Origin of the sequence: Rhodomicrobium sp. R_RK_3 (assembly GCF_002198715.1) — a bacterium.
In the GTDB taxonomy this organism is placed as follows: domain Bacteria; phylum Pseudomonadota; class Alphaproteobacteria; order Rhizobiales; family Rhodomicrobiaceae; genus R-RK-3.
Genome location: NZ_MWLK01000009.1, coordinates 1 through 24,336, shown reverse-complemented (window position 1 = coordinate 24,336; position 24,336 = coordinate 1). Strand labels below are relative to the sequence as shown.

Annotated in this window: 19 protein-coding genes; 15 read left to right on the top strand and 4 right to left on the bottom strand. The window is 63.9% G+C overall.

The genetic code is table 11. The annotated features are described in order from the left end of the window. Positions 1-230 precede the first annotated feature (230 nt). The 11 genes from BLEFHOIH_RS05090 (at position 231) to BLEFHOIH_RS05040 (ending at position 13,576) form a co-directional block, all read left to right on the top strand. Positions 231-1,079, top strand: coding sequence for an outer membrane protein assembly factor BamD (locus tag BLEFHOIH_RS05090; RefSeq protein WP_088343441.1), 849 nt, complete (start codon positions 231-233; stop codon positions 1,077-1,079). A gap of 680 nt (positions 1,080-1,759) precedes the next feature. After that, entirely contained in the window at positions 1,760-2,635 is an 876-nt protein-coding gene (locus BLEFHOIH_RS05085; protein ID WP_088343440.1) for an outer membrane beta-barrel protein, read from the top strand. 199 nt (positions 2,636-2,834) lie between these two features. Further along, on the top strand, positions 2,835-3,122 hold the full coding sequence (gatC, locus tag BLEFHOIH_RS05080) for an Asp-tRNA(Asn)/Glu-tRNA(Gln) amidotransferase subunit GatC (RefSeq protein ID WP_088343439.1): 288 nt from the start codon (positions 2,835-2,837) through the stop codon (positions 3,120-3,122). A gap of 4 nt (positions 3,123-3,126) precedes the next feature. After that, positions 3,127-4,707, top strand: coding sequence for an Asp-tRNA(Asn)/Glu-tRNA(Gln) amidotransferase subunit GatA (gene gatA, locus BLEFHOIH_RS05075; protein ID WP_088343438.1), 1,581 nt, complete (start codon positions 3,127-3,129; stop codon positions 4,705-4,707). A 14-nt stretch (positions 4,708-4,721) separates the two neighbouring features. Beyond that, on the top strand, positions 4,722-5,039 hold the full coding sequence (locus BLEFHOIH_RS05070; protein WP_088343437.1) for a chorismate mutase: 318 nt from the start codon (positions 4,722-4,724) through the stop codon (positions 5,037-5,039). Positions 5,040-5,283: 244 nt separating this feature from the next. After that, entirely contained in the window at positions 5,284-6,759 is a 1,476-nt protein-coding gene (gene gatB, locus BLEFHOIH_RS05065; protein ID WP_088343493.1) for an Asp-tRNA(Asn)/Glu-tRNA(Gln) amidotransferase subunit GatB, read from the top strand. Positions 6,760-6,835: 76 nt separating this feature from the next. Further along, entirely contained in the window at positions 6,836-8,029 is a 1,194-nt protein-coding gene (locus tag BLEFHOIH_RS26110; RefSeq protein ID WP_125461589.1) for a DUF3644 domain-containing protein, read from the top strand. Positions 8,030-8,613: 584 nt separating this feature from the next. Continuing rightward, the gene (locus BLEFHOIH_RS05055; protein ID WP_088343435.1) at positions 8,614-10,182 is read left to right on the top strand and encodes a DUF6798 domain-containing protein; all 1,569 of its coding nucleotides are present in this window, start codon (positions 8,614-8,616) and stop codon (positions 10,180-10,182) included. A 131-nt stretch (positions 10,183-10,313) separates the two neighbouring features. Next, the gene (locus tag BLEFHOIH_RS05050) at positions 10,314-11,327 is read left to right on the top strand and encodes a quinone oxidoreductase (protein WP_088343492.1); all 1,014 of its coding nucleotides are present in this window, start codon (positions 10,314-10,316) and stop codon (positions 11,325-11,327) included. A 90-nt stretch (positions 11,328-11,417) separates the two neighbouring features. Beyond that, positions 11,418-13,019: a glycosyltransferase family 39 protein gene (locus BLEFHOIH_RS05045; RefSeq protein ID WP_176427200.1), complete on the top strand. Its 1,602-nt coding sequence runs from the start codon at positions 11,418-11,420 to the stop codon at positions 13,017-13,019. Positions 13,020-13,189: 170 nt separating this feature from the next. Further along, positions 13,190-13,576: an SEL1-like repeat protein gene (locus BLEFHOIH_RS05040; protein WP_125461588.1), complete on the top strand. Its 387-nt coding sequence runs from the start codon at positions 13,190-13,192 to the stop codon at positions 13,574-13,576. 15 nt (positions 13,577-13,591) lie between these two features. Here BLEFHOIH_RS05040 and BLEFHOIH_RS05035 read toward each other — a convergent pair whose 3' ends face one another. Beyond that, positions 13,592-15,061 carry a patatin-like phospholipase family protein gene (locus BLEFHOIH_RS05035; RefSeq protein WP_088343433.1) on the bottom strand — a complete coding sequence of 490 codons (1,470 nt, stop codon included), beginning with the start codon at positions 15,059-15,061 and terminating at the stop codon, positions 13,592-13,594. Positions 15,062-15,124: 63 nt separating this feature from the next. Then, positions 15,125-15,673, bottom strand: coding sequence for a hypothetical protein (locus BLEFHOIH_RS05030; RefSeq protein ID WP_125461587.1), 549 nt, complete (start codon positions 15,671-15,673; stop codon positions 15,125-15,127). A 209-nt stretch (positions 15,674-15,882) separates the two neighbouring features. On the opposite strand from BLEFHOIH_RS05030, the gene BLEFHOIH_RS05025 reads away from it, so the two are divergent. Together BLEFHOIH_RS05025 and metH are read left to right on the top strand one after the other, a co-directional pair. Next, on the top strand, positions 15,883-17,754 hold the full coding sequence (locus tag BLEFHOIH_RS05025; protein WP_088343431.1) for a monovalent cation:proton antiporter-2 (CPA2) family protein: 1,872 nt from the start codon (positions 15,883-15,885) through the stop codon (positions 17,752-17,754). Continuing rightward, positions 17,751-20,447, top strand: a complete 2,697-nt coding sequence (gene metH / locus BLEFHOIH_RS05020; protein WP_088343430.1) for a methionine synthase — start codon at positions 17,751-17,753, stop codon at positions 20,445-20,447. Before BLEFHOIH_RS05025 ends, metH begins: the two co-directional genes overlap by 4 nt. A 3-nt stretch (positions 20,448-20,450) precedes the next feature. Here metH and BLEFHOIH_RS05015 read toward each other — a convergent pair whose 3' ends face one another. Together BLEFHOIH_RS05015 and BLEFHOIH_RS05010 are read right to left on the bottom strand one after the other, a co-directional pair. Next, complete coding sequence (locus tag BLEFHOIH_RS05015) at positions 20,451-20,729, bottom strand: hypothetical protein (protein ID WP_125461586.1); 279 nt, start codon at positions 20,727-20,729, stop codon at positions 20,451-20,453. A gap of 66 nt (positions 20,730-20,795) precedes the next feature. Then, positions 20,796-22,427 (bottom strand): hypothetical protein, encoded by a 1,632-nt coding sequence (locus BLEFHOIH_RS05010; RefSeq protein ID WP_125461585.1) that lies wholly within the window; start codon positions 22,425-22,427, stop codon positions 20,796-20,798. A gap of 462 nt (positions 22,428-22,889) precedes the next feature. Here BLEFHOIH_RS05010 and BLEFHOIH_RS05005 point away from each other — a divergent pair, with 462 nt between their 5' ends. After that, positions 22,890-23,450: a sigma-70 family RNA polymerase sigma factor gene (locus BLEFHOIH_RS05005; protein ID WP_088343427.1), complete on the top strand. Its 561-nt coding sequence runs from the start codon at positions 22,890-22,892 to the stop codon at positions 23,448-23,450. Continuing rightward, complete coding sequence (locus tag BLEFHOIH_RS05000) at positions 23,447-24,100, top strand: hypothetical protein (protein WP_125461584.1); 654 nt, start codon at positions 23,447-23,449, stop codon at positions 24,098-24,100. The genes BLEFHOIH_RS05005 and BLEFHOIH_RS05000 overlap by 4 nt, the downstream gene beginning before the upstream one ends. The last annotated feature ends 236 nt before the right edge of the window (positions 24,101-24,336 follow it).

Below are 24,336 nucleotides of genomic sequence, written 5' to 3'. Positions count from 1 at the left end.
CATGAGCGGGCGGTCTTGTTTGTGGGGGGATGTGGGACGGATTGCCCCCGTGAATGGGCAGCGAATGGACGCTCCCGAGGCGGGACCGGGCGGCTCCGAGCAAAAAAACACCACATTCAGGATGTTCCGTGGCTGGGGCGACTCGCATTAAGCTTCAGCGGCCAATCGGGCCGGCGCGATCAGGCGCCGGCGAGCGGAAGCCGCTGAAAATCGGCAGGGATCGGGAAAACATGAACGTCCGGACTTTCTTGAAGGCGGCTACGCTCGTCATTATGGCCAGCCAGCTTTCGGCCTGCGCGGGGTCGCTCTTCGGCGGCGGCGAGGACAAGCCGACCATCGAGACCCAGCCCGCCGACGTGCTGTTCAAGGACGCCAGCACGGCCCTGGACAAGAACGATTACACCAAGGCGGCGGAAAAATTCGAAGAGGTCGACCGCCAGCATCCCTATTCCAAGGAAGCCCGCGAGGCGATCCTGATGTCGGCCTTCGCCTATCAGAAGGCGGACAAGCTGCCGGAGGCCGTCGCCGCCGCCCGGCGCTACCTGACCCTGCATCCAGGCACCAAGGAAGCCGCGCTCGCCCAGTGGATCATCGCCTCCTCCTATTATGACCGCATCAACGACGCCAGCCGCGACCAGGCCGACACCAAGCGCGCCCTGGTCGAGTTGGAGACGCTGGTCAACCGCTATCCCGACAGCCGCTACGCCGAGGATGCCAAGAAGCGCATCCGCCTCTCCCGCGACGTTCTCGCCGCCGCCGAGATGAGCGTCGGCCGCTGGTACCAGAAGAAGGGCCAGCATCTGGCCGCCATCAACCGCTTCAAGGTGGTGGTGACGGAATATCAGAACACCGCCCATGTCGAGGAAGCCCTGGCCCGTCTCGCCGAGTGCTATTACACGCTCGGCATCGTCAACGAGGCGCAGACCGCCGCGGCCGTGCTCGGGCACAATTTCCCGGACAGCAAGTGGTACAAGGATAGCTACGCTCTGCTGGCCTCCAAGGGCGTCGAGCCGCGCGAGCACACCGATTCCTGGCTCAGCCGCCAATGGAAGAAGATCGACCCGACGGCAAAGTCCTAGCGGCGCGGCTCGCAAGCGAGCGCGGATCTCACCTATAGGTAGGTAGATTTACGGGCCCTCTCCTGAATGGAGGGGGCCTTCGTGTTTTCGTCCCCTGGGATGCCGGGACGCGGGCAGCAGATGCGGCGTGCAGCGCCATCGACGCCATCCCGCCGCGCTTGCTGCCGCCGATCGCAGAGAATGCGCGCCGTGGAGTTTCCCACAGACCGGGCGCGCGACATCTGTCAGACCTTGCGTTGCGCCGGCGCGAGCACCCCATGCTTCGAATCGCGGGCGGCGCCTCCTGCGGGTAGGGCACCCTCTCTAGGCGACCCACGCTTTGCCGCGTGGCCGACCGGCCCTGTAGCCCGGCGTCCGCCCTTCACAGCCGCGAAACAATGCGCGCTGGCGGGATCGCATGGACGTCCGGATCGACGCTCGCCGCGTTTTCCCCACGCTGTCCACAGGGCTTTCTGCTCACCTCACAGGCGAGAAACCCCTCTCCGGGGCCGTACAACCCCTTATTCGTTGCATGAATGCCACTCAACCTCAAATTGTAGGTGGGTATCAAGGAGAGCTGGTCGATTTTAATGAGAATCACGCCATTTATGCGTGTATTCGAAGCTGTCGACTGCAACTTTCGATATATGGCAAACTTGCGTTATGAGTGAGGTTTGCGATCCCCTGAACAGGAACACACAATGACGAAATTGAAACTCCTGGCCGCAAGCGCGGCTATCATCGGTTTCGCCTCTAGCGCGATGGCTGCCGATGTCTACCAGCATGGTGGCGGTGGCTCGTTGAAGGATGAGCCGATTGTCGAAGTCCCCATGTGGGAAGGCTTCTATGTGGGTGTCGGTGGCGGTGGCAGCTTTGCCTCCTTCGACAATGACTCCGATGGCGGCGATCTCGATCTGTCGATCCTCGGCGTCCCCCTGCTCGCGCCGCTCTTCACCGCCGACTCCGACGTTGGTGATGTCGCCGGCTTCGGCACGGTCGTGATCGGCTACGACTACCAGTTTCGCGGCAGCCCTTGGGTCATCGGCGCCTATGCGGACTTCGACTGGATGAGCTCGGACAACGATATGGGCGGCAACGCCATCGACCTCTCCGTGCTGGCCATTCCGGGCGTCGGCGTTGCCGACGCGGCATTGTCGGTCGAGATCGAGAATGTCTGGAGCGCTGGCGCGCGCCTCGGCTACCTGACCACGCCGGCGACCCTGATCTACGTCCTGGGCGGCTATTCGCAGGCCGACGTCAACGCCCATGCACGCTTCAGGCTGCTTGACGGTGTCGGCGGCGTCACTTCCGCCTTCCGGAATGACGACGACATCGACGCCGACGGCTTCACGGTCGGCGCCGGTATCGAAACCAAGCTGTCGCAGAACATCTCTCTGAAGCTCGAATACCGCTTCACCGATTTCGAAGATGGCGACCTGGGTGTCGACGCGTTCACCATTCCTGGCGTTCTCAATGTCACCGGCGGCAATTCCAATGTCGACCTGGACATCCACTCCATCCGCGCGGCCATCGTCTATCGCCCGGATTGGACGGCGCATAATTTCTGGGGCTTCTAATCGGCCCCACGACGACTCGATCGAGGACAAGCAGCCGTGTGCAAGCCCGGCTGCTTTCTTTTTGCTTGAATTGCTGCAAAAGCGGCGATCGCACTGCGGCGAGGTGTTGCGCAGTGCAGCAACGGACGGTATCACTAGGCCCGAGCGGCCGGATACGCACCGGCCTGGGTTCTTCTCGCATTTCCGCGTGGGATGGAAAATGAAGGTCGATGAGGCCACGGTGCGCCACGTCGCAAGGCTTGCGCGCATCAAGGTCAGCGGGCAGGAGGCACAGAGCCTCCAGCGCGAACTGAGCGCAATTCTGGATTGGGTCGAGCAGCTCGATGCGGTCGACACGAACGGCGTCGAGCCGATGACGCGGGTCGAGGCGATGGCGCTGCCGCAACGCAGCGACGCTGTCACCGATGGCGGCATCCCCGACCAGATCGTCAAGAACGCGCCTTTGACCGAGGATCATTTCTTCGTCGTGCCGAAGGTGGTGGAGTAGCCCCATGTCCGACCTCACTCCTTCAGACCTCACCGGCCTTACCATCGCCGAAGCGCGCGACCGGCTGCGCAAGAAAGAGATCACCGCGCGCGAGCTGACCGAGGCGCATATCGCCGCCATCGAGGCGGCAAACGACGCGCTGAATGCCTTCGTCGTCGCCACGCCCGACAAGGCGCTCGATATGGCGAAAGCCTCCGACGCGCGCCTCGCCAAGGGCCAGGGGCTGCCGCTCGACGGGCTGCCTCTCGGCATCAAGGATCTGTTCTGCACGCGCGACGTCCGCACCACGGCCGGCTCAGCCATCCTCGACGATTTCAAGCCGGTCTATGAATCCACCGTCACCCAGAATCTGTGGGATGCGGGCGCGGTCATGCTCGGCAAGCTGAACATGGACGAGTTCGCCATGGGCTCGTCCAACGAAACCAGCCATTTCAAGCCTTGCGTCAACCCCTGGCGCGCCGATGGCAGCAGCAAGCCGCTGGTGCCGGGCGGCTCGTCCGGCGGCTCGGCCTCGGCGGTGGCGGCGCGCATCGCCATGGCGGCGACCGCCTCCGATACCGGCGGCTCGATCCGCCAGCCCGCCGCCTTCACCGGCACCGTCGGCATCAAGCCGACCTATGGCCGCTGCTCGCGCTGGGGCATCGTCGCCTTCGCCTCCTCGCTCGACCAGGCCGGGCCGATCACCCGCACCGTGCGCGACGCCGCCATCATGCTCGGCCAGATGGCGAGCCACGACCCCAAGGATTCGACCAGCGCCGACCGGCCGGTGCCGGATTACGAGGCTGCGCTCGGCAAATCGGTGAAGGGCCTCCGGATCGGCATTCCGAAGGAATACCGCATCGAGGGCATGTCCGCCGAGATCGAGGCGCTCTGGCAGCAGGGCATCGACTGGTTCAAGGCCGCCGGGGCCGAGATCCGCGAGATCAGCCTGCCGCACACCAAATACGCGCTGCCGGCCTATTACATCGTCGCCCCCGCCGAGGCCTCCTCGAACCTTGCCCGCTATGACGGCGTCCGCTACGGCCTGCGCGTCAATGGCCGCGACATCACCAGCATGTACGAGGAAACCCGCTCGGAAGGCTTTGGCGCCGAAGTCAAGCGCCGCATCCTGATCGGCACATACGTACTCTCCGCTGGGTATTACGACGCCTATTACATCAAGGCGCAGAAGGTGCGCACGCTGATCCGCCAGGATTTCGAACGCGCCTATCAGGAGGTCGACGCCATCCTGACGCCGGCGACGCCCTCGCCCGCTTTCGGCATCGGCGAAAAGAGCGGCGACCCGATCGAGATGTATCTGAACGACATCTTCACGGTTACGGTCAACATGGCCGGGCTGCCGGGCATTTCCGTGCCCGCCGGCTTCTCGAAACAGGGCCTGCCGCTCGGCCTGCAGCTCATCGGGCGTCCGTTCGACGAGGAAACCGTGCTGCGCGCCGCGCAGGTGATCGAGGATGCGGCCGGGCCGGCGCGTCGCCCTGACGCGTGGTGGCTGGGCTCGACATCGGCGGCCGATGCGCCTAAATCCCCGAAGGCGGCGAAGCCCGCCAAAATGGCCAAGGCCGCAGCGAAAAAATCGTCCTGAGGGGTTAGTTTGGCATGTCCGTGCGTCCGCCAGCCGAATGCGAAAATATGGAGCAGGTCCGCGCCGAGATCGACCGGCTGGATTCGGCGATCCTCGATCTCGTCGCCGAGCGCTTCGGCTATGTCGACCGCGCCTGGCAGCTCAAGAGCCGCCGCGAGGATGCCGTGGTGCCGTGGCGTATCCAGCAGGTGATCGACCGCGTCCGCGCCCGCGCCACCGAGCGCGGCGTGCCGCCCGAGTTGGCCGAGGCGCTTTGGCGACAAATGATCGGCTGGTTCATTCAATATGAGGAAGAAAAGCTCTCCAACCCGCCCGCGGGTACGCAAAAATAACCCCCTCGGAGCCATGGCCTACCAGTGAGCGAGACCACAAAATTTTCGCTTGTCAGGTAATATTTTATAGTCTCATGGTGAAGGTGCCGAAGCGCAATGAGCCGGGCCCTGATCGGCTGACGGGCATTGCAGCAGCAAGGCGTCTTTCCGATTTTGTGGCGTTCGGAGATGTGAGGGCAGCGCCCTTTCTAAGCCGTATAGCATGGCGCGGGGCAAGCTGGGTACGAGGCACGGGGCCAAAACCATGACGATCCAGATCAGGCAGGAAAATCTCATCGACGGCGCCACCGGTCCGTGGGAAGTCATCATCGGCCTGGAGGTGCACGCGCAGGTCACCTCGAAATCAAAGCTGTTCTCCGGCGCCTCGACCGAATTCGGCGGCGAGCCGAACAGCCACGTCTCGCTGGTCGACGCGGCCATGCCGGGCATGCTGCCCGTCATCAACGAGGAATGCGTGCGCCAGGCCATCCGCACCGGCCTCGGCCTGAAGGCGGAAATCAATCTCTATTCGGTTTTCGACCGCAAGAACTACTTCTATCCCGATCTGCCGCAGGGCTACCAGATCTCCCAGTACAAATATCCGATCGTCGGCGCGGGCGTCGTCACCGTCGACATGAAGGACGGCTATTCGGTCGAGGTCGGCATCGAGCGCGTGCATCTGGAGCAGGACGCCGGCAAGAGTTTGCACGACCAGCACGCCGAATTCTCCTTCGTCGACCTGAATCGCTCGGGCGTTGCGCTGATGGAGATCGTCTCGCGCCCCGACCTGCGCTCCTCGGAGGAGGCGAAAGCCTACGTCACCAAGCTGCGCACGATCCTGCGGTACCTCGGCACCTGCGACGGCAATATGGAGCAGGGCTCGCTGCGCGCCGACGTCAACGTCTCCGTGCGCAAGCTCGGGGCGCCGCTCGGCACGCGCTGCGAGATCAAGAACGTCAATTCCATCCGCTTCATCGGCCAGGCCATCGATGTCGAGGCGCGCCGCCAGATCGCCATCCTGGAGGAGGGCGGCTCGATCGACCAGGAAACCCGCCTGTTCGACCCCAAATCCGGCCAGACCCGCTCCATGCGCTCCAAGGAAGAGGCGCATGATTACCGCTATTTCCCCGACCCGGACCTGCTGCCGCTCGAGCTGACCCAGGGCTATGTCGACGCCATCGCCAAAAACCTGCCCGAGCTGCCGGACCAGAAGAAGGCGCGCTTCATCCGCGACTTCGCCTTGTCGGTCTACGACGCGGGCGTGCTGGTCGCCGACAAGGAGAACGCCGATTATTTCGAGACCGTCGCCAAGGGCCGCGACCCCAAGCTGGCCGCCAATTGGGTGACCGGCGACCTGTTCGGCGTGCTGAACCGGCTCGGCAAGGGCATCGACGAGAGCCCCGTGCGCGCGGACCATCTGGGCGAGCTGATCGACCTGATTTCGGGCGGCGTGATTTCGGGCCGCATCGCCAAGGACGTGTTCGAGATCATGGTGGAGACCGGCGAGGCTCCGGGCCGGATCGTCGACGAGCGCGGCCTGAAGCAGGTGACCGACACCGGCGCCATCGAAAAGGCGGTCGATGAGGTGATCGCGGCCAACCCCAAGCAGGTCGAGCAGGTCAGGCTGAAGCCGCAGACCTTGGGCTGGTTTGTGGGGCAGGTGATGAAGGCGACGGGCGGCAAGGCAAACCCGGCGGCGCTGAATGCGATTTTGAAGGAGCGGTTGGGGTTGGGGGAGTGAGCGATTTAAAGACAAGTTTAATTTTTAAACTATATATCGGATCAATTATCTAACTTTGCCCGCGACAGCTAATGTTATGGTTAAAAGGCAAAAGGACGGTTCTCTTACTTCGGATGAGAAGAGAGCGGTAAAGGCCCTAATCGCCGAGGGGATGCGAAACCAGGACATACAGGATCTGGTAAATAGGGGCCGACGTGCCACAATAAATAGTGCTCGTATCACCGAGGTTAAGCAAAACGAGGAGCAGGAGGCCGCTTCTGAGTCTGAGCTTGAACTCTTCAAAATCAAACGAAAGCTATATGACCCCGTTACGGGCCTGAACGACATTGATCATGAGCGCCTTATAAGAGCGCGCGAAGCAATGATGATGGCCGTACACATTTTTAACAGCCCCCATCTAAAATTTCGTACTGAGCTGTTCGCTGTACTGGCGAACATTTCATGGACTTACTTGTTGCATGAATACCACGAGAATATTTTAAAAGAAGATATATATCGTAGCGACGGAACGACCGTTTCTCTACATGAAATTTTATCGAGAAAAACGTGCCCTCTTTCAAAATACATGCGAAAAAATCTTGATTCAATTAAAGAGATACGTGATGAGGTTGAGCACAGGCTATTTGGGAAATCCGACACCAATTGGCTGGGTATTTTTCAAGCTTGCTGCGTGAATTTTGAAAACAAGATGTGCGACTTGTTTGGAAAAGATCTGTCGCTACAGGCGAGTTTGAGGTTCTCCTTACAATTTGCTCGTGTCAGTTTATCTCAAATTTCGGAGACGCAAGAGTTGGCTATTCCTGCCAACATCCAATCGCTAGATGCCCGTTTGAACTCCGATTTTGATGAAGGGGATCCCGCGTCTCTTGAATACAAATTCAGGGTTGTTTACACCTTGGATAGTTCATCAAAGTCAGGGTCAAATATCAGATTTGTAAATCCGGGCACCGAAGAGGGAGTGGAGATACACAATATTCTTGTTAAAACAAAGAACTTTGACGAACTTTATCCGTTCAAGCCAGCTGTTGTTGTGCAGTTGGTGAAAGAAAAGGTCAAGCAATTTAGCAGTCACACTCATCAACTCGCTTGGAAGAGACATAAGGCGCGCCCTCGTAACGGTGTCAAGAAACCACACGATACCGATAAGACATATTGCATATATAACTCGGTTTATTGTGGTTATACATACTCCCAAAAATGGGTCGACTTTCTTATACAGACTTACCAGGAGATAGATGAGCTAAATAAGTTGCGCGCTGGTACGACATAGCTTTGGTGATCGACATCGTCAGTGATGTCCTCAAAAAACTTATCCCCGCCCCCACCTTCCTCCCCCATACTAACCCCGTTCCTCCGCCAGAGGGACGCGGGGCTCGAGACCGGCTCGTCTTACGCAAGGGGAGGGGGCGGTGCCTGAGGAAGACTGCCGGAGCATGGCTGACCGCGGAGGGAGGCCAGTCTGGCGGTGGGGATTAACGCCCCCGCCTCAGGGGTTCATAGGTGCCCCCCTGTTTGCTGGAAAGCGCAGGGCACACGTTCATCCCGGCGGCAATGCCCACGGATGCGCGAAGTTCGGGAAAGGCATCCTGCGCCAAAATATCACCGCACGCGGGCAGCCGGAAGGCTCCCACTACAAAACGCACCAGCCTTGCGGCTGCCCGCGTGTCCCTCATCGGGGACGAAGTGACGACCCCAAATCCTCGCGGGCGCGGCCCGGCGAGCCACTCCCGCTCGGCTCCCCGCACGCGCAAGTTGCGAACAAAACCGGATAAATCCCCATCCTGCCTGGAAATCGCCCAGACCCTGCGCTAAGCATCGATCAAAGCCTTCCCAAAAGAACAAGGCCCGCCGGCGATGACTCTGCAGAATGACGCAATGCGGCTCGACACCCCGTCGGCCTCCGAGGCGGGGCGCGGCACGCAGCGTCTGGCTTTGCTGGCGCTGGCGCTCGGACCGCTCTTCCTCGCCGCCTGGCAGATGAAGCCGCTCTATGCCGACAATCAGAACACCAAATATCTGCACGCGCTGGCCAATGCCGGATTCGGCCAGCTCGGCGGCGACTGGCTGGCGCGCACCAAGGACGGCCTGCCGCTGTTCACCTGGCTGCTCGAGGCGCTCTATCGCGGCTTTGGCCCCGGCGCCTTCTACGCCGCGACGCTCGTCTCCTTCACGATTTTCCTGTTCTGCGCGCTACTGATCTACGATCTCATCGCCAAGCCCCGCAATATCCCGCCCTACGGCCTCGCCATCTTCCTCGCCGTGCTCTTTGCGCTGGCGGCGGCGACCGATCTGCAGCAGCTCGTCTTCTCCGGCTTTGCCGAGCAATATATTCTCGGCGGCTATTTCCAGACCGCCGATTTCGGCGTGCTGCTGCTCGCCGCCATCGTGCTGTTCGTCAAGCGCCAGCTTGCCTTGGCGATGCCCTGCATCATCGTCGGCGCCGCGATGCATCCCGGCTATGTCGTCCCCGGCGCCATGCTGCTGGCGATCTTCACCCTCTACGAGGCCGCCCATTTCGACGATGCCGGCCGCGCGGCGAAGATCGCGCGGCTCGCCATCTGCGCCCTGGGGCTGGCGATCCTGATGGCGATCTCGATGGCGCTGAAGGGCCTGTTCACCCCGACCGACGCCCAGACCCAGCTCGAAGCGCACCGCATCCTGACCGATGTCCGCATCCCGCGCCACGCCTCGCTCTGGGTCTGGCTCAACCAGAATGTCTTCATCCAGTTCGGCCTCTGCCTTGCCGCCGCGCTGCTGCTGCCGCCCGGACGGCTGCGCTTCGTCATCCGGCTCGGGCTCGGCGCGATGGCGATCTTCGTCCTCGCCGCCTTCCTCCCCCATACCGAGACCTACCGCCTGATCGCCCCCTGGCGGATCTCGGTCATCATGGTGCCGCTCGCCTCGCTCTCGCTCTGCGCCGTCGCCATCGTCCGGCTGTATGAGGCGGGCCGGTTCGGCGGCGCGCGCCCGGCGCGGATCATGGCCGTCAGCGCGGGCGTCGTTCTGCTCTGCGCGGCGGTCGGCGCGGGCTTCACGGCGGCGAAATTTCTGAAGCCGGCCCCCGCCTATGAGAGCTTCGTCACGGCCAATCTCGCGCCCGGCCAGCACTATCTGACCGGCCCCTCCCGCTCCGAATTCCGCCTCGCGACCGGCGCGCCGCAATATATCACCTTCAAGAGCCACCCCTATCAGGACGTCGAAGTGCTGGAATGGCTGCGCCGCCTGCGCGCCGCGCAAGCGCTTTATGCCGGCGACGCCATGGATTGCGCCCAGCTCCAGCGCGTCGCCCGGGAAGATGCCGTCACCCATGTCCTGGTGACGGGCAAGACTCCCGCCGTCGCCTGCCCCTTCGCGGCCGAGATCTTCTCGGATGGCGGCGCGAAGATCTTCAGGCTGGAACGGGAGAAGATGGCCACGCCCTGAGCCGCCCGGCGTCTCATTCCGGCACAACACGGTCTCGTTACCATGACTGCCCATAAACCGCTGCCAAAGGCTGGCCAATAAAGGCGGCCTCGGCTATTTCTGGACGCTCCGGATGTCACATGGAGCAGGGCATGAGCTACGCGATCAGGGTGCATGAAGTCGGCGGTCCCGAGGTGATGAAATGGGAACAGGTCGAGGTGCCCTCGCCCGGCCCGGGACAGGCCAAGATCCGGCACCATGTCGTCGGCCTGAATTTCATCGACGTCTATCACCGCAACGGCCTCTATAAGCAGCCCTCGCTGCCCTTCGTGCTCGGCACGGAAGGCGCCGGCGAAGTGCTCGAGATCGGCGAGGGCGTCACCGACATCGCCGTGGGCGACCGCGTCGCCTATGCCAGCGTCATCGGCGCCTATGCCGAGGAGCGGCTGATCGCGGCCGACCGCCTGGTCAAGCTGCCCGCCAGCGTCGACGACAAGACCGCCGCCGCCATCATGCTGCAGGGCCTGACCGTGCAATATCTGCTGAAGAGCACCTATCCGGTCGGCCCCGGCACGGTGCTGCTGCTGCACGCGGCGGCCGGCGGCATCGGCCTGCTCGCGACGCAATGGGCCACCCATCTCGGCGCCACCGTCATCGGCACGGTCGGCTCGGAAGAGAAGGCGGCGCTGGCCAAGGCGGCCGGCGCGCATCACGTCATCAACTACAACACCGAGAATTTCCCGGCGCGCGTCAAGGAGATCACCGGCGGCAAGGGCGTCGACGTCGTCTACGATTCGGTCGGCAAGGACACCTTTCCCGGCTCGCTCGATTGCCTGAAGCCGCGCGGCCTGTGGGTGTCCTTCGGCAATTCCTCCGGCCCGGTGCCGCCCTTCGAGACCTCCCTGCTGGCGGCAAAGGGCTCGCTCTACGCGACCCGGCCCGTGCTGAACGGATATACCGCCGCCCGGTCCGAATTGCTGGAGCGCGCCGCCGACCTGTTCGACGCGCTCGAAAAGGGCATCGTCAAGGTCTCGGTCAACCAGACCTATTCGCTCTCCAACGCCGCCCAGGCGCATCGCGACCTGGAGGCGCGGCGCACCACCGGCTCGACCGTCTTCGTCCTCGACCGCATCATCCGGCCGTCGGCGATGCGCGACTCCGATTAATCGGTGAGGCGACCAATCGCACTTCGCTTTCCTCCGCTCATCGTGCTATCGAGCCGTCCGGTGGCGGGCCGATGAATGGAGGGACGCGGCGTGCTCGAACGGGCGCAGGCACAGACCGGTTTCATGCCGGGCATCAGGAGCGGATGGCTGTACAGCCTCGGCGGCGTGCTGACAGCCGCCACGCTCTATTCGCTGCTGCATGTCACGGCGCGGCTCATCGCGTCGGGCAATCTCGGCGAGGACGACCCGCTCGACGCCATCCTGACGCAGACGCTGTCGCTCGGGTACCAGCCGGGCCAGCCGCCGCTCTATGATTGGGCGCTCTGGCTGCTGGAGCGGGCGACCGGCCCCGGCGCGGTGCATTTCCAGCTTCTGAAATACGGCCTGCTGACGGCGACTTGCGGCTTCATCTTCCTCTCCGCGCGCCGCGTCATGAAGGGCGAAGGCTTTTGGGCGTTCCTGTCGGTCGAGGCGCTGGCGCTGATCTATCAGATCAGTTGGCGCTTCCATGAGGGCTTCACCCACGCCGTTGGCGCCATGTGCGCGGTGGCGGCGACCTTCTGGGCGCTGCTGCGGCTGATCGAGGGGCGGCGCCTTGGCGATTACGCGCTGTTTGGCGTGTGCATCGGCCTCGGCGTGCTGACCGTGACGACCTACTGGATTTTCCTCGCCGCCCTGCTCGGCGCGGCCTGCCTGCAACCGTCCATTCGCGGCGCCGTCCTCGACCGCCGTTTCGCCGCGACACTCGCCATCGCCGCGCTGATCGCCGCGCCGCATTTCATCTGGCTTGCCGGGACGCCCGACGGCATCTTCGCCATCCTGCCGAGCTTTCTCGCCGACGATTGGCACGGGCATCTGCGCCTCGCGCTGGCCGGGATCGGCCGGGCTTTCAGCGAGCCGGTGATGTATCTGGCGCCGCTGATCTTCTTCTACCCGCTATTCTTTCCGAAGATGCTCGCCAGCATCCGGCGCACGGCGCGTCTTACGCCCGATGCGTCCGCGACGCCGGATTACGAGCAGCTCATCCTGCATTTGACCCTGCTGTCGGTCGCGGCGCTGCTGGCCGGCGCGCTGATTTTCGGCATCCACCGCTATCCGGTGCACGCACTGATGCCGCTGTTTCTGATCACCTCGATCTGGCTGACGGCGCAGGCCCGCCGCTCGGCGCCGAGCAAGGCGCAGATGCGCCGCTTCGTCATCGTGGCGGCCTCGATCGCCGCTTTCGCCTTCTTCGCGCGCTCGGCCAACATGTATGTGCTGGAGCCGGTCTGCAATATCTGCCGCTGGGGCGTGCCCTATGCCGAGCTGGCGGGCGGCATGCGGCAGGTGGGCTTCACGGAGGGACGCATCGTCGTCACCGATAAGGAGCTCGGCGGCAATCTGCGCCGGTTCTTTCCGGATGCCCGTATCGACCTCGCCGGCTCGAGGCTCTATGTGCCGCCGCTTGCGGTGCCGGGCGGCGCGGCGGCGAAGACGGCGCTGGTCTGGGCTGGCGACGAAACCCACGCGGCGGAGCAGTTCCAGACGCTGCTGCCGCAATTATCCCCAGGCGATCTTGCCACCGCCGCAAAAATCCGCGTGCCCTGGCGCGACCATTTCTGGAAGCCCGACGGCTATAAAAGCTCCATCTGGCACGTGCTGGTCCTGGATTTGCCGGGTGCTGCGAGCAAATCTTCAGCGGGCGTTAAATAGAGATAAGGGCCGTTAACCGGAAAGACTTGTTCGTTAACTTCGCCGTCGAATTCCCGCTCGGCGATTCACAGAACTTTTCCGATGCCGTGACAAGCTGACCTTGAACCAGGGGGAATGCGACTTTCGCGCCATAAACCCTAACTCATGTTTCAGCGTCCGGGAATAAGTTCATGGCCCAGCCTTGCGATAACAATAATCAAGCGCCCAATACGGAGCAGCCGAAGGATGCGGACGCCATGTTCGTGCTCGGCATCAACTATTCGACGGGAAGCGGGGTCGAGCAAAATCTCGTCGCCGCGCATCAATGGTTCAATCTGGCCGCGATGATGGGGCATGAGGCTGCCCTGTCCGCCCGCGCCGAGCTTGCCCGCGAGATGACTTCGGAGCAGATCGCCGAAGCCCAGCGCCAGGCCCGCGCCTGGCTGTGGACGCGCGATGCGCCGGCCCAGGCCGCCGCCGACGCGAAGGCCGACATCGTGCGCCCGATCTATGTGCGCCGCCGCGCCCAGGCTATGCGCAGCGCAAGTTCCTTCGGCCGCGTGGTCGCCGGCGCTTGACAGCGCCGGCACCGCCTAATCGCTGGACGCCAGGAAGCGCTGGAACGAGCTGTTGCGCCGCAGAATGGCGCCGGCCGAGTCGAGCAGCAGGTCGACATTCTCCTTCTCGAGCTTGAAGCGCGTCGGCATCGCCTCGAGCTTGGCGCGAACCGTCGGGTCGGGCATCTGGTCGAAGGTCACCTTGACCACGTGGAAGCTGAGATCCTTGCAATTCCAAGCCGAACCGTCGCCGAGCAGCGCCTGCACGCGATCGGGCGGCAGCTTGCAGCGCCACTCGATCAGCTCCTTGTTCCAATTGCGGAGCTGAGCGGCGAAGGTGTCGTAGGTGTTGCGGACATTGGCGTCGACCGCCGTATCGGCGACGGCCTGGATGAGATCGCCGGCCGAGGTCTGTACGCTCTTCGCCCAGTCGCCGCCGGGCGGACGCCCCGCGTCGACGACGACGAAGAGCAGCCGGCGCATCTTCACCGCTTCCCGCTCGCTCATCGGCTCGTAAGGCGCGCTGGCGCCGAGGCGCTCGATCAGGATGCCGGTCAGGCCGAGATTGTCGGTGAGCCCGCCGTCCAGCAGCTTGACGAATTTGAAGTCCTTGTTTTCCCGGTAGCGCTGGATGGTCTCGGCATTGGCGCGCAGCACCGCCGGCGAATTGGCGTTGGCGAGGGCGCGGCGGGCCCAGCCGGGGGTCTCGTATTTGCAGCGGTCGGCATAGTTGGTCATCACCACCGGGGCAAAGACCAGCGGCACCGCAGCCGACGCCGCGACCGCCTCGGACAGCGGGAAGTTGGAGATGTCGCTGCACAGCGACGCGAAGGTCGTCTGATTGAAGACGAAGGGCGTGCGGTTATAGATGTCGGAGGCGTTGATCCACAAGGCCGGCCGGCCGCGCTTGAACACGTCCTTATAGGTGGCGTTGCGGAATAGGTTCTCGTCCAGCCAGCTCTGCAGCCCGGTCGAATCGTTCACGCCGCCATCCGACAGCCGGATGATATTGGCGAGCGAGACGGAGGTGCGCAGGGAAGCCTCGACATCCTGGTGCAGGAACTTGTTCTCGAAATCGCCCAGGATCGCGTTGCCCTTGAGGGCGAAATAGGCGGCCGTCACCGAGCCGCCGGAGACGCTGGAGACCAGATCGACCTGATCGATCAGCGGCGAGCGGCGTCCGGCGCTGGAGATCTGGGTGCGGCCCATTTCGCGCAGCACGCCATAGGCGAAGGCCGCCGCGCGGCTGCCGCCGCCGGAAAAGCTGAGGCCGACGACAGTGTCCTCGAAATTGCCGAACGGCGCATCCGGCGCCGCCCCGGTCTCGTCGGGAGCGTCCGCCGCCATGGCGATGTTGATCGGCCCGTTACGGATCGCGCTCGCGCAACCGCCAAGCATGACCGAGGCAGCCATCAGCAGCGCCACCGGCACGAGGCGTTTCGAGAATCGCGTTCGCGGAGCCAACGAATCCTCGCCGTCGACAGCCAAGGTTCCCCTAGCTGGCATCGCTTTTTTCCTTCATCGGTTCAGAGAATCGATCCGGGCAGTGTCCCAGCTCACTTATAGCGCTTAGCAGTCGTTTAAGGCAGACCCAAGACAATTCCATGTCTTCTTGGTTGCATTTCCGATGGCGCTACCCGCGCCCTTTATCGCGTCGGTTGTGGCCTTGCCGGCTTTGCTCGCCGCATCGCCGATATTTTCCCCGGTCTGTTTCACCGATTTGGCCGAGGCGCTGACCGCGTCCTTGGTGAACTCGCCGAGCGTGGCGGGCTCGTCGCGTTTCGTCGTGCCGGTCGGCTCGTCGGCCGGCAGCGTCGCCAAGCCGATGCCGGGTGCTTCCTCATACGTATAGGTGACGGCGACGCCGTCGCAATCGGTGGCGTTGCGCTGCGTCGCGCAGATGTCATGCCCGCGCTCGCTGGCGATCTTGGCGGCGCAGAACAATCCGAGCTCGCGATTGGCGATGGGATGGTCGGCGGTCGCATCGCAGCGATAGGTCTGGTCGGGGCCGGTGCAGCGCACGCAGACGCCTTCCGCCGACAATGCAGAAACCGAAATAATCAGTAGGCAGAGCGTCGCCCCGATCCGGCCTGCGGGTCGGGCGAGCGGAAGCGTCATGTGCAGCACCATGGAAACCTTGGCAAAATTCCTGTGAGCCTTATGGCAAATTCATAAGACGATAAAATGGCGCACCGCAAGAAAGCTTCACGTGGCGCGCCATCTGGTGTAAAAATTTCTTTACGCACCGCCTCTCTCCCCTTGAGACCCGCGTCCCTTCCACGCATTTCCCGCCGCCGGGCAATGATCTTTCAATTGGGAAGCAGCCAATGACCGGCTCCTTGTTGCAGCTCCTTGTTTTCCTCGTCGCGGCGGCGGTCGCCGCGCCGCTGGGCCGGATGTGCGGCTTCGGATCCATCCTGGGCTATCTGCTCGCCGGCATCATCATCGCCCAGACCGGCCTCAGCGCCTCGCTCGGCGACCCGAACGACCTGCGCCATACGGCCGAGCTCGGCGTCGCCATGTTCCTGTTCCTGATCGGCCTCGAGCTGCGCCCCCGCCGCCTCTGGGCGATGCGCAACACGGTGTTCGGCGCGGGCGGCGCCCAGGTCGGCGTCACCAGCATCGTCTTCATGATCGTTGCCTATACCGGCGGCCTCGATCTCGGCCCGTCGCTGCTGATCGGCCTTGCCCTGTCGCTCTCCGCCACGCCGCTCGCATTGCAGACGCTGGAGGAAAAGGGCGAGCTGACCACGCGGCACGGCCGCATGGCGTTCTCCATCCTCTTGTTCCAGGACATCGCCGCCATCCCGATGATCGCGATCGTGCCTTTCCTGGCGCTGACCGAGAACGGCTCGGGCGTGTCGGTCTCCAGCCTGCTGCAAGGCATCGTCGTGTTCGCGGCGATCATCCTGGCCGGCCGCTATGTGCTGAACCCGATCTACCGGCTGATCGCCTCGACCGGCGCCCGCGAGGCGATGACGGCGGGCGCGCTGCTGACCATCATCGGCGTCGTCTATCTGATGGACTATATCGGCCTCTCCGCCACGCTCGGCGCGTTCCTGGCCGGCGTGCTGCTCGCCGACAGCGAATACCGCCACCAGATCGAGGCCGACATCGCGCCGTTCCAGGGGCTGCTGCTCGGCCTGTTCTTCATCACCATCGGCATGTCGCTGAATATCGACCTGCTGCTGACCGGGCCGAACGTGATTTTCTCGGCCGTCGCCACCATCACGCTGATCAAGGCGCTGATCGTCTATTTCGTCGGGCTGTGGCAGGGGCTGAACCTGCGCTCGGCGCGGCGGCTGGCGATCGTTTTGTCGCCGGGCGGCGAATTCGGCTTCGTGCTGCTGGCCGCGGCGGCCGGATCGGTGATCGACCACAAGCTGGCGGACGGAATCGCGGTCGCCATCACCATATCCATGGCCATGACGCCGCTTCTCCTCATCATCGACGATTTCGTCAGCAAGCGCTTCGAAAGGGCCGAGCCGCAATTCGACACGCCGCCCAAGGCGCAGGGCCATGTCGTGGTCGCCGGCTTCGGCCGTTTCGGTCAGATTGTCGCCCGCGTCCTGCGCGCGACCCAGATTCCGTTCACAGCGCTTGACATCAATGCCGAGCAGGTCAATTTCGTTAATCAATTCGGCAACAAGATCTATTACGGAGATGCAAGCCGGCTTGGCATTCTGGAAGCGGCGCGGACGCAGGACGCGCGGGCCTTCGTTCTCGCCATCGACGATGTCGAGACCTCGATCCGCACGGCGCAGGTGGTGCGCACGCATTTTCCGCATGTGCCGATCTACGCGCGGGCCCGCAATCGCCAGCACGTGCACCGGCTGACGGATCTGGGCATCGAGGAGATCGAGCGCGAGACCTTTCTGTCGTCACTCGAGCTGACCAAAACCCTGCTCAAAGGGCTGGGGACGGGAGAGGGACGCGCCAAGTGGATCATCGAGACGTTCAAGGAAAGCGACGAACGCCGGCTCTATGACGATTACAAGCATTATACCGACACCGAAAAGGTGCAGCTCTATGCGCGCAAGCAGTCCCAGGAACTGGCGGAACTGTTCGCGGAGGACGCCGCAGAGCGCGCGGCGAAGACGGAGCCGCTCGTCGTCAAGAAAGCCGGGCCGACAGCCAAATTAGCCTTGGCGGCCAAAGAGCCGCCGCTACAGGAAGATCGAAAGCAAAGACCGGCATGACGCAGAGCGGCAGCAATTTCATCAATATCGGCGAGCGCACCAATGTCACGGGGTCGGCCAAATTCCGCAAGCTGATCGAGGCGGGCGACTATGACGCGGCGCTCGCCGTGGCGCGCGAGCAGGTCGAGAACGGCGCCAATATCATCGACATCAACATGGATGAGGGCCTGCTCGACAGCGAGAAGGCGATGACGACCTTCCTCAACCTGATCGCGTCGGAGCCGGACATCTCACGCGTGCCGGTGATGATCGATTCATCGAAATGGCACGTCATCGAAGCCGGCCTGAAATGCGTGCAGGGCAAGGCCATCGTCAATTCCATCAGCATGAAGGAAGGCGAGGGCCCCTTTATCGAGCAGGCGCGGAAAATCCTGCGCTATGGCGCCGCCGTCGTGGTGATGGCTTTCGACGAAGAGGGGCAGGCCGATACCGCTGACCGGAAATTCGAGATCTGCAAGCGGGCCTATAGGATCCTCACCGAGGAGGTGGGCTTCCCGCCGGAAGACATCATCTTCGACCCGAATATTTTCGCCGTCGCGACCGGCATCGAAGAGCACAATAATTACGGCATCGAATTCATCGAGGCGACGCGGCGGATCAAGGCCGAGCTGCCTTATGCGCATGTCTCGGGCGGTGTTTCGAACCTCTCATTCTCGTTCCGCGGCAATGAGAGCGTGCGGCAAGCCATGCATTCGGTGTTCCTCTATCACGCCATCCAGGCGGGGATGGACATGGGCATCGTCAATGCCGGCCAGCTCGCCGTCTATGACAGCATCGAGCCGGAGCTGCGCGAGCTGGTCGAGGACGTGATCCTCAACCGGCGGCCCGATTCCACCGACCGGCTGCTGGAAGCCGCCGAGCGCTTCAAGACCGGCGAGAAGCGCAAGAACGCCGTCGACCTGTCCTGGCGGGAGAAGCCGGTCAAGGAGCGCATCACCCATTCGCTGGTGCAGGGCATCGCCGATTACATCGAGGCCGACACCGAGGAGGCGCGCCATCTGTTCGAGCGTCCGCTGCACGTCATCGAAGGCCCGCTGATGGAGGGCATGAACGTCGTCGGCGACCTCTTTGGCTCGGGCAAGATGTTCCTGCCGCAGGTGGTGAAGTCGGCGCGGGTGATGAAGAAGGCGGTCGCCTATCTGATGCCCTATATGGACGCCGAAAAGCGCGAGATGGGGCTGGAGGACAAGCCCGCCGCCGGCAAGATCATCATGGCCACCGTCAAGGGCGACGTGCATGACATTGGCAAGAACATCGTCGGCGTCGTCCTGCAATGCAACAATTACGAGGTGATCGACCTCGGCGTCATGGTGCCCGCGCAGAAGATCCTGGATACGGCGCGCGAGGTGGGCGCCGACATCATCGGCCTGTCCGGCCTGATCACGCCGAGCCTCGACGAAATGTGCCATGTCGCGGCCGAGATGGAGCGCGGCGGCTTTACCGTGCCGCTGCTGATCGGCGGCGCGACGACCAGTCAGGTGCATACCGCCGTCAAGATCAGCCCGAACTACAAGCGCAACCAGGCCATCTACGTCAATGATGCGAGCCGGGCGGTGGGCGTGGTGTCGAAGCTGCTCGGCGAGGAAAGCGGCAGCTATGTCGAGGCCATCCGCGCCGATTATTCCAAGCTGAAGCTGGCGCATGAGCGCGGCCGGGGCGCCAAGTCGCGCACCTCCATCGCTGCCGCCCGCGCCAACAAGTTCGGCATCGACTGGGCGAACTATGAGCCGCCGGTACCGACCTTCCTCGGCACGCGCGCCTTCCCCGATTACGATCTGGCGACGCTCGTCCCCTATATCGACTGGACGCCGTTCTTCTCGACCTGGGAGATCAAGGGCACCTATCCGCTCGTGCTGGACGACAGCCGCTATGGCGAAGCCGCCCGCCCGCTGTTCGAGGACGCGCAGGCGATGCTGAAGCAGATGGTCGCCGAGAAATGGCTGAAGGCCAGCGGCGTCATCGGCTTCTGGCCCGCCAATTCCGTCGGCGACGACGACATCCGGCTCTATGCGGATGAGCGGCGGGAGACGCCGCTCGGCGCGTTCTTCACGCTGCGCCAGCAGATCAGCCGGGGCGGCGGCGACCGCGCCAACACCGCGCTTGCCGATTTCGTCGCGCCCAGGCAGAGCGGCAAGGCCGATTATATCGGCGGCTTCGCGGTGACCGCCGGCATCGGCGAAGAGGTGATGGCCGAGCGCTTCGCCCGCGCCAATGACGATTATTCCAAGATCATGGTCAAGGCGCTCGCCGACCGCCTGGCCGAGGCCTTTGCCGAGCACATGCATGAGCGCGTGCGGCGCGAATTCTGGGCCTATGCGCCCGAGGAGGCTCTGACGCCGGAAGACCTCATCAAGGAGCGCTATCGCGGCATCCGCCCGGCGCCCGGCTATCCGGCCCAGCCCGACCACACCGAGAAGGCGCTGCTGTTCAAGCTGCTCGACGCCGAGCGCGTCGCCGGCATGCGGCTCACGGAGAGTTTTGCCATGATCCCCGGCGCGGCGGTTTCGGGCATTTATTTCGCCCATCCCGCCAGCCATTATTTCGGCGTCGGCAAGATCGAGCGCGATCAGGTCGAGGATTATGCCCGCCGCAAGGGCTGGCCGCTGGCCAAGGCGGAGAAATGGCTCGCGCCGATCCTGAATTACGACCCCTCCGCCGATGACGAAACGCCGCCGGTGCGCGCGGCGAGCTGAGCGTCAATTCCCCGAGCGGTTGGCGAGGCGGTCGCAGGTTTCGAGGCAAAGCTTCATGGTCGCGACGCATTGCGGTTTCGGGCGCAGGTCCACGCATTCGTTGTAATTGTTGAAACATGCGCTCCAGCAGCTATTGCCGCCGCCGCGCCCGGCGCTTTGCGTGTCGCGGACCGGGAGCAGCGCCGATGACCCGGCGCACTGGCTCTGCGCCGCCGCCGGGCTCATGACGCAGATCGCGCCGCGCGGCGCGGCCTGCGCGACGGCGACCGCTGACATGAGCAATGACGTAACCAAGAGAGTCTGAGTTAGATTTTCCAACATTTCGAATCACCTGCTTGCTTAAAATAATTAGCGCCGCCGCCCGAGCGACCCCGTCACGCCCTTGACGAGGGAACCGGTCTTGCCGACCGTCGACGAGATGAGGCCGCCCCGCGCGGGTGCCGGTCCCTCGCCGGCGCTGGCGCGGCCAGCCGCCGGACCATTTCCGGCGAGGCCGCCGAGAAGCCCTCCCTGGCCTTGCCCTTGGCGCAGGCCGAGCCCTCCGACCGTGTCGCGCAAGCCGCCGCCGACCGCCGGCAACAGCCCGCCTTGTCCGCAGCCGGAGATGCAGCCTCGCCCCGCATTCAGCCTCTCGCCGCCGAGCGGATCGGCGAAGCGGTTCCCCAGCAGCGGGCCGTCCGCCACGCCGTTCAGCAGGCCGTGCTCGCCGCTGAGATTGCCGAGCAAGTCGAGCTTGCCGACGACCGGCAGCGGCGTCGCTGCGCGTTCCCGATCGAGACCCGGCACGAGCGATGGCGAAACCAGATTGAGCTGGTCGGTGATGGTGTCGAGCCCCTTGCCGACGCCCGCTAGCAGCCGGCTCGTCGTCCCGGTCGCCACGGGAACGATGCCGTCGACAAGGCCCCCGGCGGTCTCGTTCAGTCCTCCGACCAGCGCGTTGACCGGACGAGCAAGACCTGAGGTCAGTCCGCCTGTCGTATTGTCCAGCAGCCCGGTGACCTTGCCCGCGAGTGCCTGCGTGCCATCGAGCAGATCATGCGCGGTATCCTGCACGCCGGCGGCGAGCGATTGCACGGTGCCATCGGTCGCGGCGACGATGCCGCCGGCCGCATCTCCGAGCCGGCCGGCCAGCGATCCACCGATGTCGCCCGCGCCTCCCAGCAGGGACGAAAGCGGCGCGGCCTCCGGACCGAGCAATGCGGCGGTGAGTTGATCGAGCCGCGCCGAGACGCTCTCGGTGACGAGTGCGATCGTCTGGCCCAGTCCCGGTCCGCCCGGCTCCAGGCCGAGCAGTCCTTTCGCGGTTGCCGCGAACTTGCCCAGTCCGCCCCGGAGCGCGCTCGCCGCTGCGTCGAGAGCCGCGCGCAAGCGGCGGACGGCGGCGCGCAGGATTACGGCGGCTTTCTCCATCACCGCGCCCGCATCGGCCATCACCGCCGCGCCGAGCCCGATCCCTGCGCCGCCCGAACCGCCGGGGGTCGGGCGCTCCAGCTCGGCCGGCGCCTCGGCGCGCCGCGCATCGGGATTGGCCTCGTCGGGCAGAATGCTCATCGGATCGATCGAAAACGCGACCATCATCGGCAGCTCATCCGTCAGCGCCGACATCTTGTCAGGGTCTTTGGCGGGGCGCTCCCGCTGCGCGGCGGGGCGGGCCTGCGCCGGGTCGAGCTTCAGCACCGGCAGGTTGGGCGATTGTGTGAAGATGAACACGAAAGCTGCCGCGCCGCCCGCCGCGCGCACCGAGAATCCGCCAAGACTATAGTTTATGTCGATGAAGCCGGGCAGGGTCGCGAGCATCACCGCGCCGGACATCGACAGGATGATTTTCAGGAAATAGAGGCTGGTGTATGAGAGGGCGTGATCCTGAAAGATCATGTAGGTGGTCAATATTATGACCCACGCCATCGTCAGCGAGGCGATGATCCGTTCTGTTCTGTAGACTGGGGAGGGCGGCGGCAATTGATTTGTCGGCGTACTCATACACAACGCCTCACTGCTATGGTCTCGGGCGTTTTATTAAGATGAGCTCGGAGATGATCGGGCAAGTCCGAAGATTACGTGGGCGGAGCGCGCCTGATCTCCGAATTGGCTAGTAACCTTCTATCCACAACCGCTGGGTGAGCCGAACTCATCTGTCAGCCAGCCGGTCAATAGCCGATATCGACATCAGTGGTTCTACTTATGCAACTGATGGTTACATCCGCACGAGCCGCCACGCGCCTGAACCGCCTCACGAATTCCCAAAACTGTGGCGTTGAAGCGACTCGGTTTCTGCCTATGCCGTGCCAAGAAAGACGGAACGCGTGGCAAGCTTCATTCCCCATTCAAGACGAAATGCTAGAAAATGCCTCGAGGCTAGACTGCCCCCTATCCGCTTGAACCATCCTCAGTGCCGGGACGACTCATGAGACGAAGCCGCGCATATCTCAGACGGGCGCGATCATGAAGGCCGAGGGCGACCAGGATCTGATCCGGCGCATCGCGGCCCGCGATCAGACCGCCATGACCACGCTTTATGCGCGCCATCATGTCCGCCTCTACCGCTATCTGGTGAGGCTGACGCGGAACGAGGCGGTGGCGGAAGAGCTGATGAACGAGACATTTCTGGAGACCTGGCGCAAGGCGGGCAGCTATGAAGGGCGCTCGGCCGTGTCGACCTGGCTGTTTTCGATCGGCCATAACCGCGCCATCAGCTCGATGAGGAAGCGCGGCGAATCCCAGCTCGACGAGGACGCCGCCGCCGAGATCGCCGACCAGGACGACAATGCCGAGATCGCGCTGCAGAAGCGCGGCAAGGCGGATGTGATGCGCCGCTGCATGGACCGGCTGACGGTCGACCACAAGGCGGTGATCGACCTCGTCTATTACCACGATAAGTCCGTCGCGGAAGTCGCCGCCTTGCTGGCGATCCCGGAGAACACGGTGAAGACGCGGATGTTCTATGCCCGCAAGAAGCTGGCGGAGTTGATGCGGGAGGCCGGGCTCGACCGGGGATGGCCATGAGCGACGACGACAGCCGCGAACGGGACGAGATCGAGCTGATGCTGCCCTGGTACGAAAAGGGCACGCTGAGCGCGGACGAGATGCGCCGGGTCGATGCCTATCTCGAGGCGCATCCGGAGATGCGGACCTATCTCGTGCTCATCCGCGAGGAGATGGAGCACGCCGTCGCCGCCAATGAGGCGCTCGGAATGCCGGGCACCGGCGCGCGCGACAAGCTGGCGGCGCAGATCGCCGCCGAGCCGGGCGGCGCGCAGCAAAGCCCCCGGCTGATGGCTTGGCTGCAACGCTGGCTGCCGGACGGGGTGTCGCCGGGGCTGGCGCTGGCGGCAGTGGCCGCGGCGCTGGTCATCGTGCTGCAACTGGCCGCGCTGGTCTCCCAGGACGGCGATTACCGCGTCGCGGGCGGCGATGAGCAAGCGGCCCCCGCGGGCACCTACCTGCTGATCCGCTTCGCCGACAATGCCGGCGCGGCCGACATCGCGGCGCTGCTGCAATCGGTCGGCGGCGCCATCGTCGATGGGCCCAAGCCCGGCGGCGTCTACAAGCTGCGCATCGCCACGCGCGCGCTGTCGCCGGAAGAGCGCGAGGCGGTCATGGCGCGGCTGCGCGCCAAAACAGATTTGGTGACGTTCCTGGCTCCGTCGGGATAGGCTGGACGGCCTGAGCAGGCCGTGCCCGCATCGCTTTGGCATCAAGCATTTTGGGGAGTGCGCCATGATACGGTTTTATTCCACCCGCATTGCCGGGCTTCTCGCCGTGCTCGGCCTGTTCGCCATGCTTGGCGGCGTCTTCGATGACGCCGTCGCGCAGCGCAGCTCCAAAGGCGAAGGCGGCTCGAACGCTTCGCGCGGCACGGGCGGCGGCGGTGGCGGCGGCGGGGGCGGTG

Coding starts and splice junctions, on each gene's coding strand:
- BLEFHOIH_RS05090 (WP_088343441.1), top strand. CDS start 231: ATGAACGTCCGGACTTTCTTGAAGGCGGCTACGCTCGTCATTATGGCC.
- BLEFHOIH_RS05085 (WP_088343440.1), top strand. CDS start 1,760: ATGACGAAATTGAAACTCCTGGCCGCAAGCGCGGCTATCATCGGTTTC.
- gatC (WP_088343439.1), top strand. CDS start 2,835: ATGAAGGTCGATGAGGCCACGGTGCGCCACGTCGCAAGGCTTGCGCGC.
- gatA (WP_088343438.1), top strand. CDS start 3,127: ATGTCCGACCTCACTCCTTCAGACCTCACCGGCCTTACCATCGCCGAA.
- BLEFHOIH_RS05070 (WP_088343437.1), top strand. CDS start 4,722: ATGTCCGTGCGTCCGCCAGCCGAATGCGAAAATATGGAGCAGGTCCGC.
- gatB (WP_088343493.1), top strand. CDS start 5,284: ATGACGATCCAGATCAGGCAGGAAAATCTCATCGACGGCGCCACCGGT.
- BLEFHOIH_RS26110 (WP_125461589.1), top strand. CDS start 6,836: ATGGTTAAAAGGCAAAAGGACGGTTCTCTTACTTCGGATGAGAAGAGA.
- BLEFHOIH_RS05055 (WP_088343435.1), top strand. CDS start 8,614: ATGACTCTGCAGAATGACGCAATGCGGCTCGACACCCCGTCGGCCTCC.
- BLEFHOIH_RS05050 (WP_088343492.1), top strand. CDS start 10,314: ATGAGCTACGCGATCAGGGTGCATGAAGTCGGCGGTCCCGAGGTGATG.
- BLEFHOIH_RS05040 (WP_125461588.1), top strand. CDS start 13,190: ATGGCCCAGCCTTGCGATAACAATAATCAAGCGCCCAATACGGAGCAG.
- BLEFHOIH_RS05035 (WP_088343433.1), bottom strand. CDS start 15,061: ATGCCAGCTAGGGGAACCTTGGCTGTCGACGGCGAGGATTCGTTGGCT.
- BLEFHOIH_RS05030 (WP_125461587.1), bottom strand. CDS start 15,673: ATGACGCTTCCGCTCGCCCGACCCGCAGGCCGGATCGGGGCGACGCTC.
- BLEFHOIH_RS05025 (WP_088343431.1), top strand. CDS start 15,883: ATGACCGGCTCCTTGTTGCAGCTCCTTGTTTTCCTCGTCGCGGCGGCG.
- metH (WP_088343430.1), top strand. CDS start 17,751: ATGACGCAGAGCGGCAGCAATTTCATCAATATCGGCGAGCGCACCAAT.
- BLEFHOIH_RS05010 (WP_125461585.1), bottom strand. CDS start 22,427: ATGAGTACGCCGACAAATCAATTGCCGCCGCCCTCCCCAGTCTACAGA.
- BLEFHOIH_RS05005 (WP_088343427.1), top strand. CDS start 22,890: ATGAAGGCCGAGGGCGACCAGGATCTGATCCGGCGCATCGCGGCCCGC.
- BLEFHOIH_RS05000 (WP_125461584.1), top strand. CDS start 23,447: ATGAGCGACGACGACAGCCGCGAACGGGACGAGATCGAGCTGATGCTG.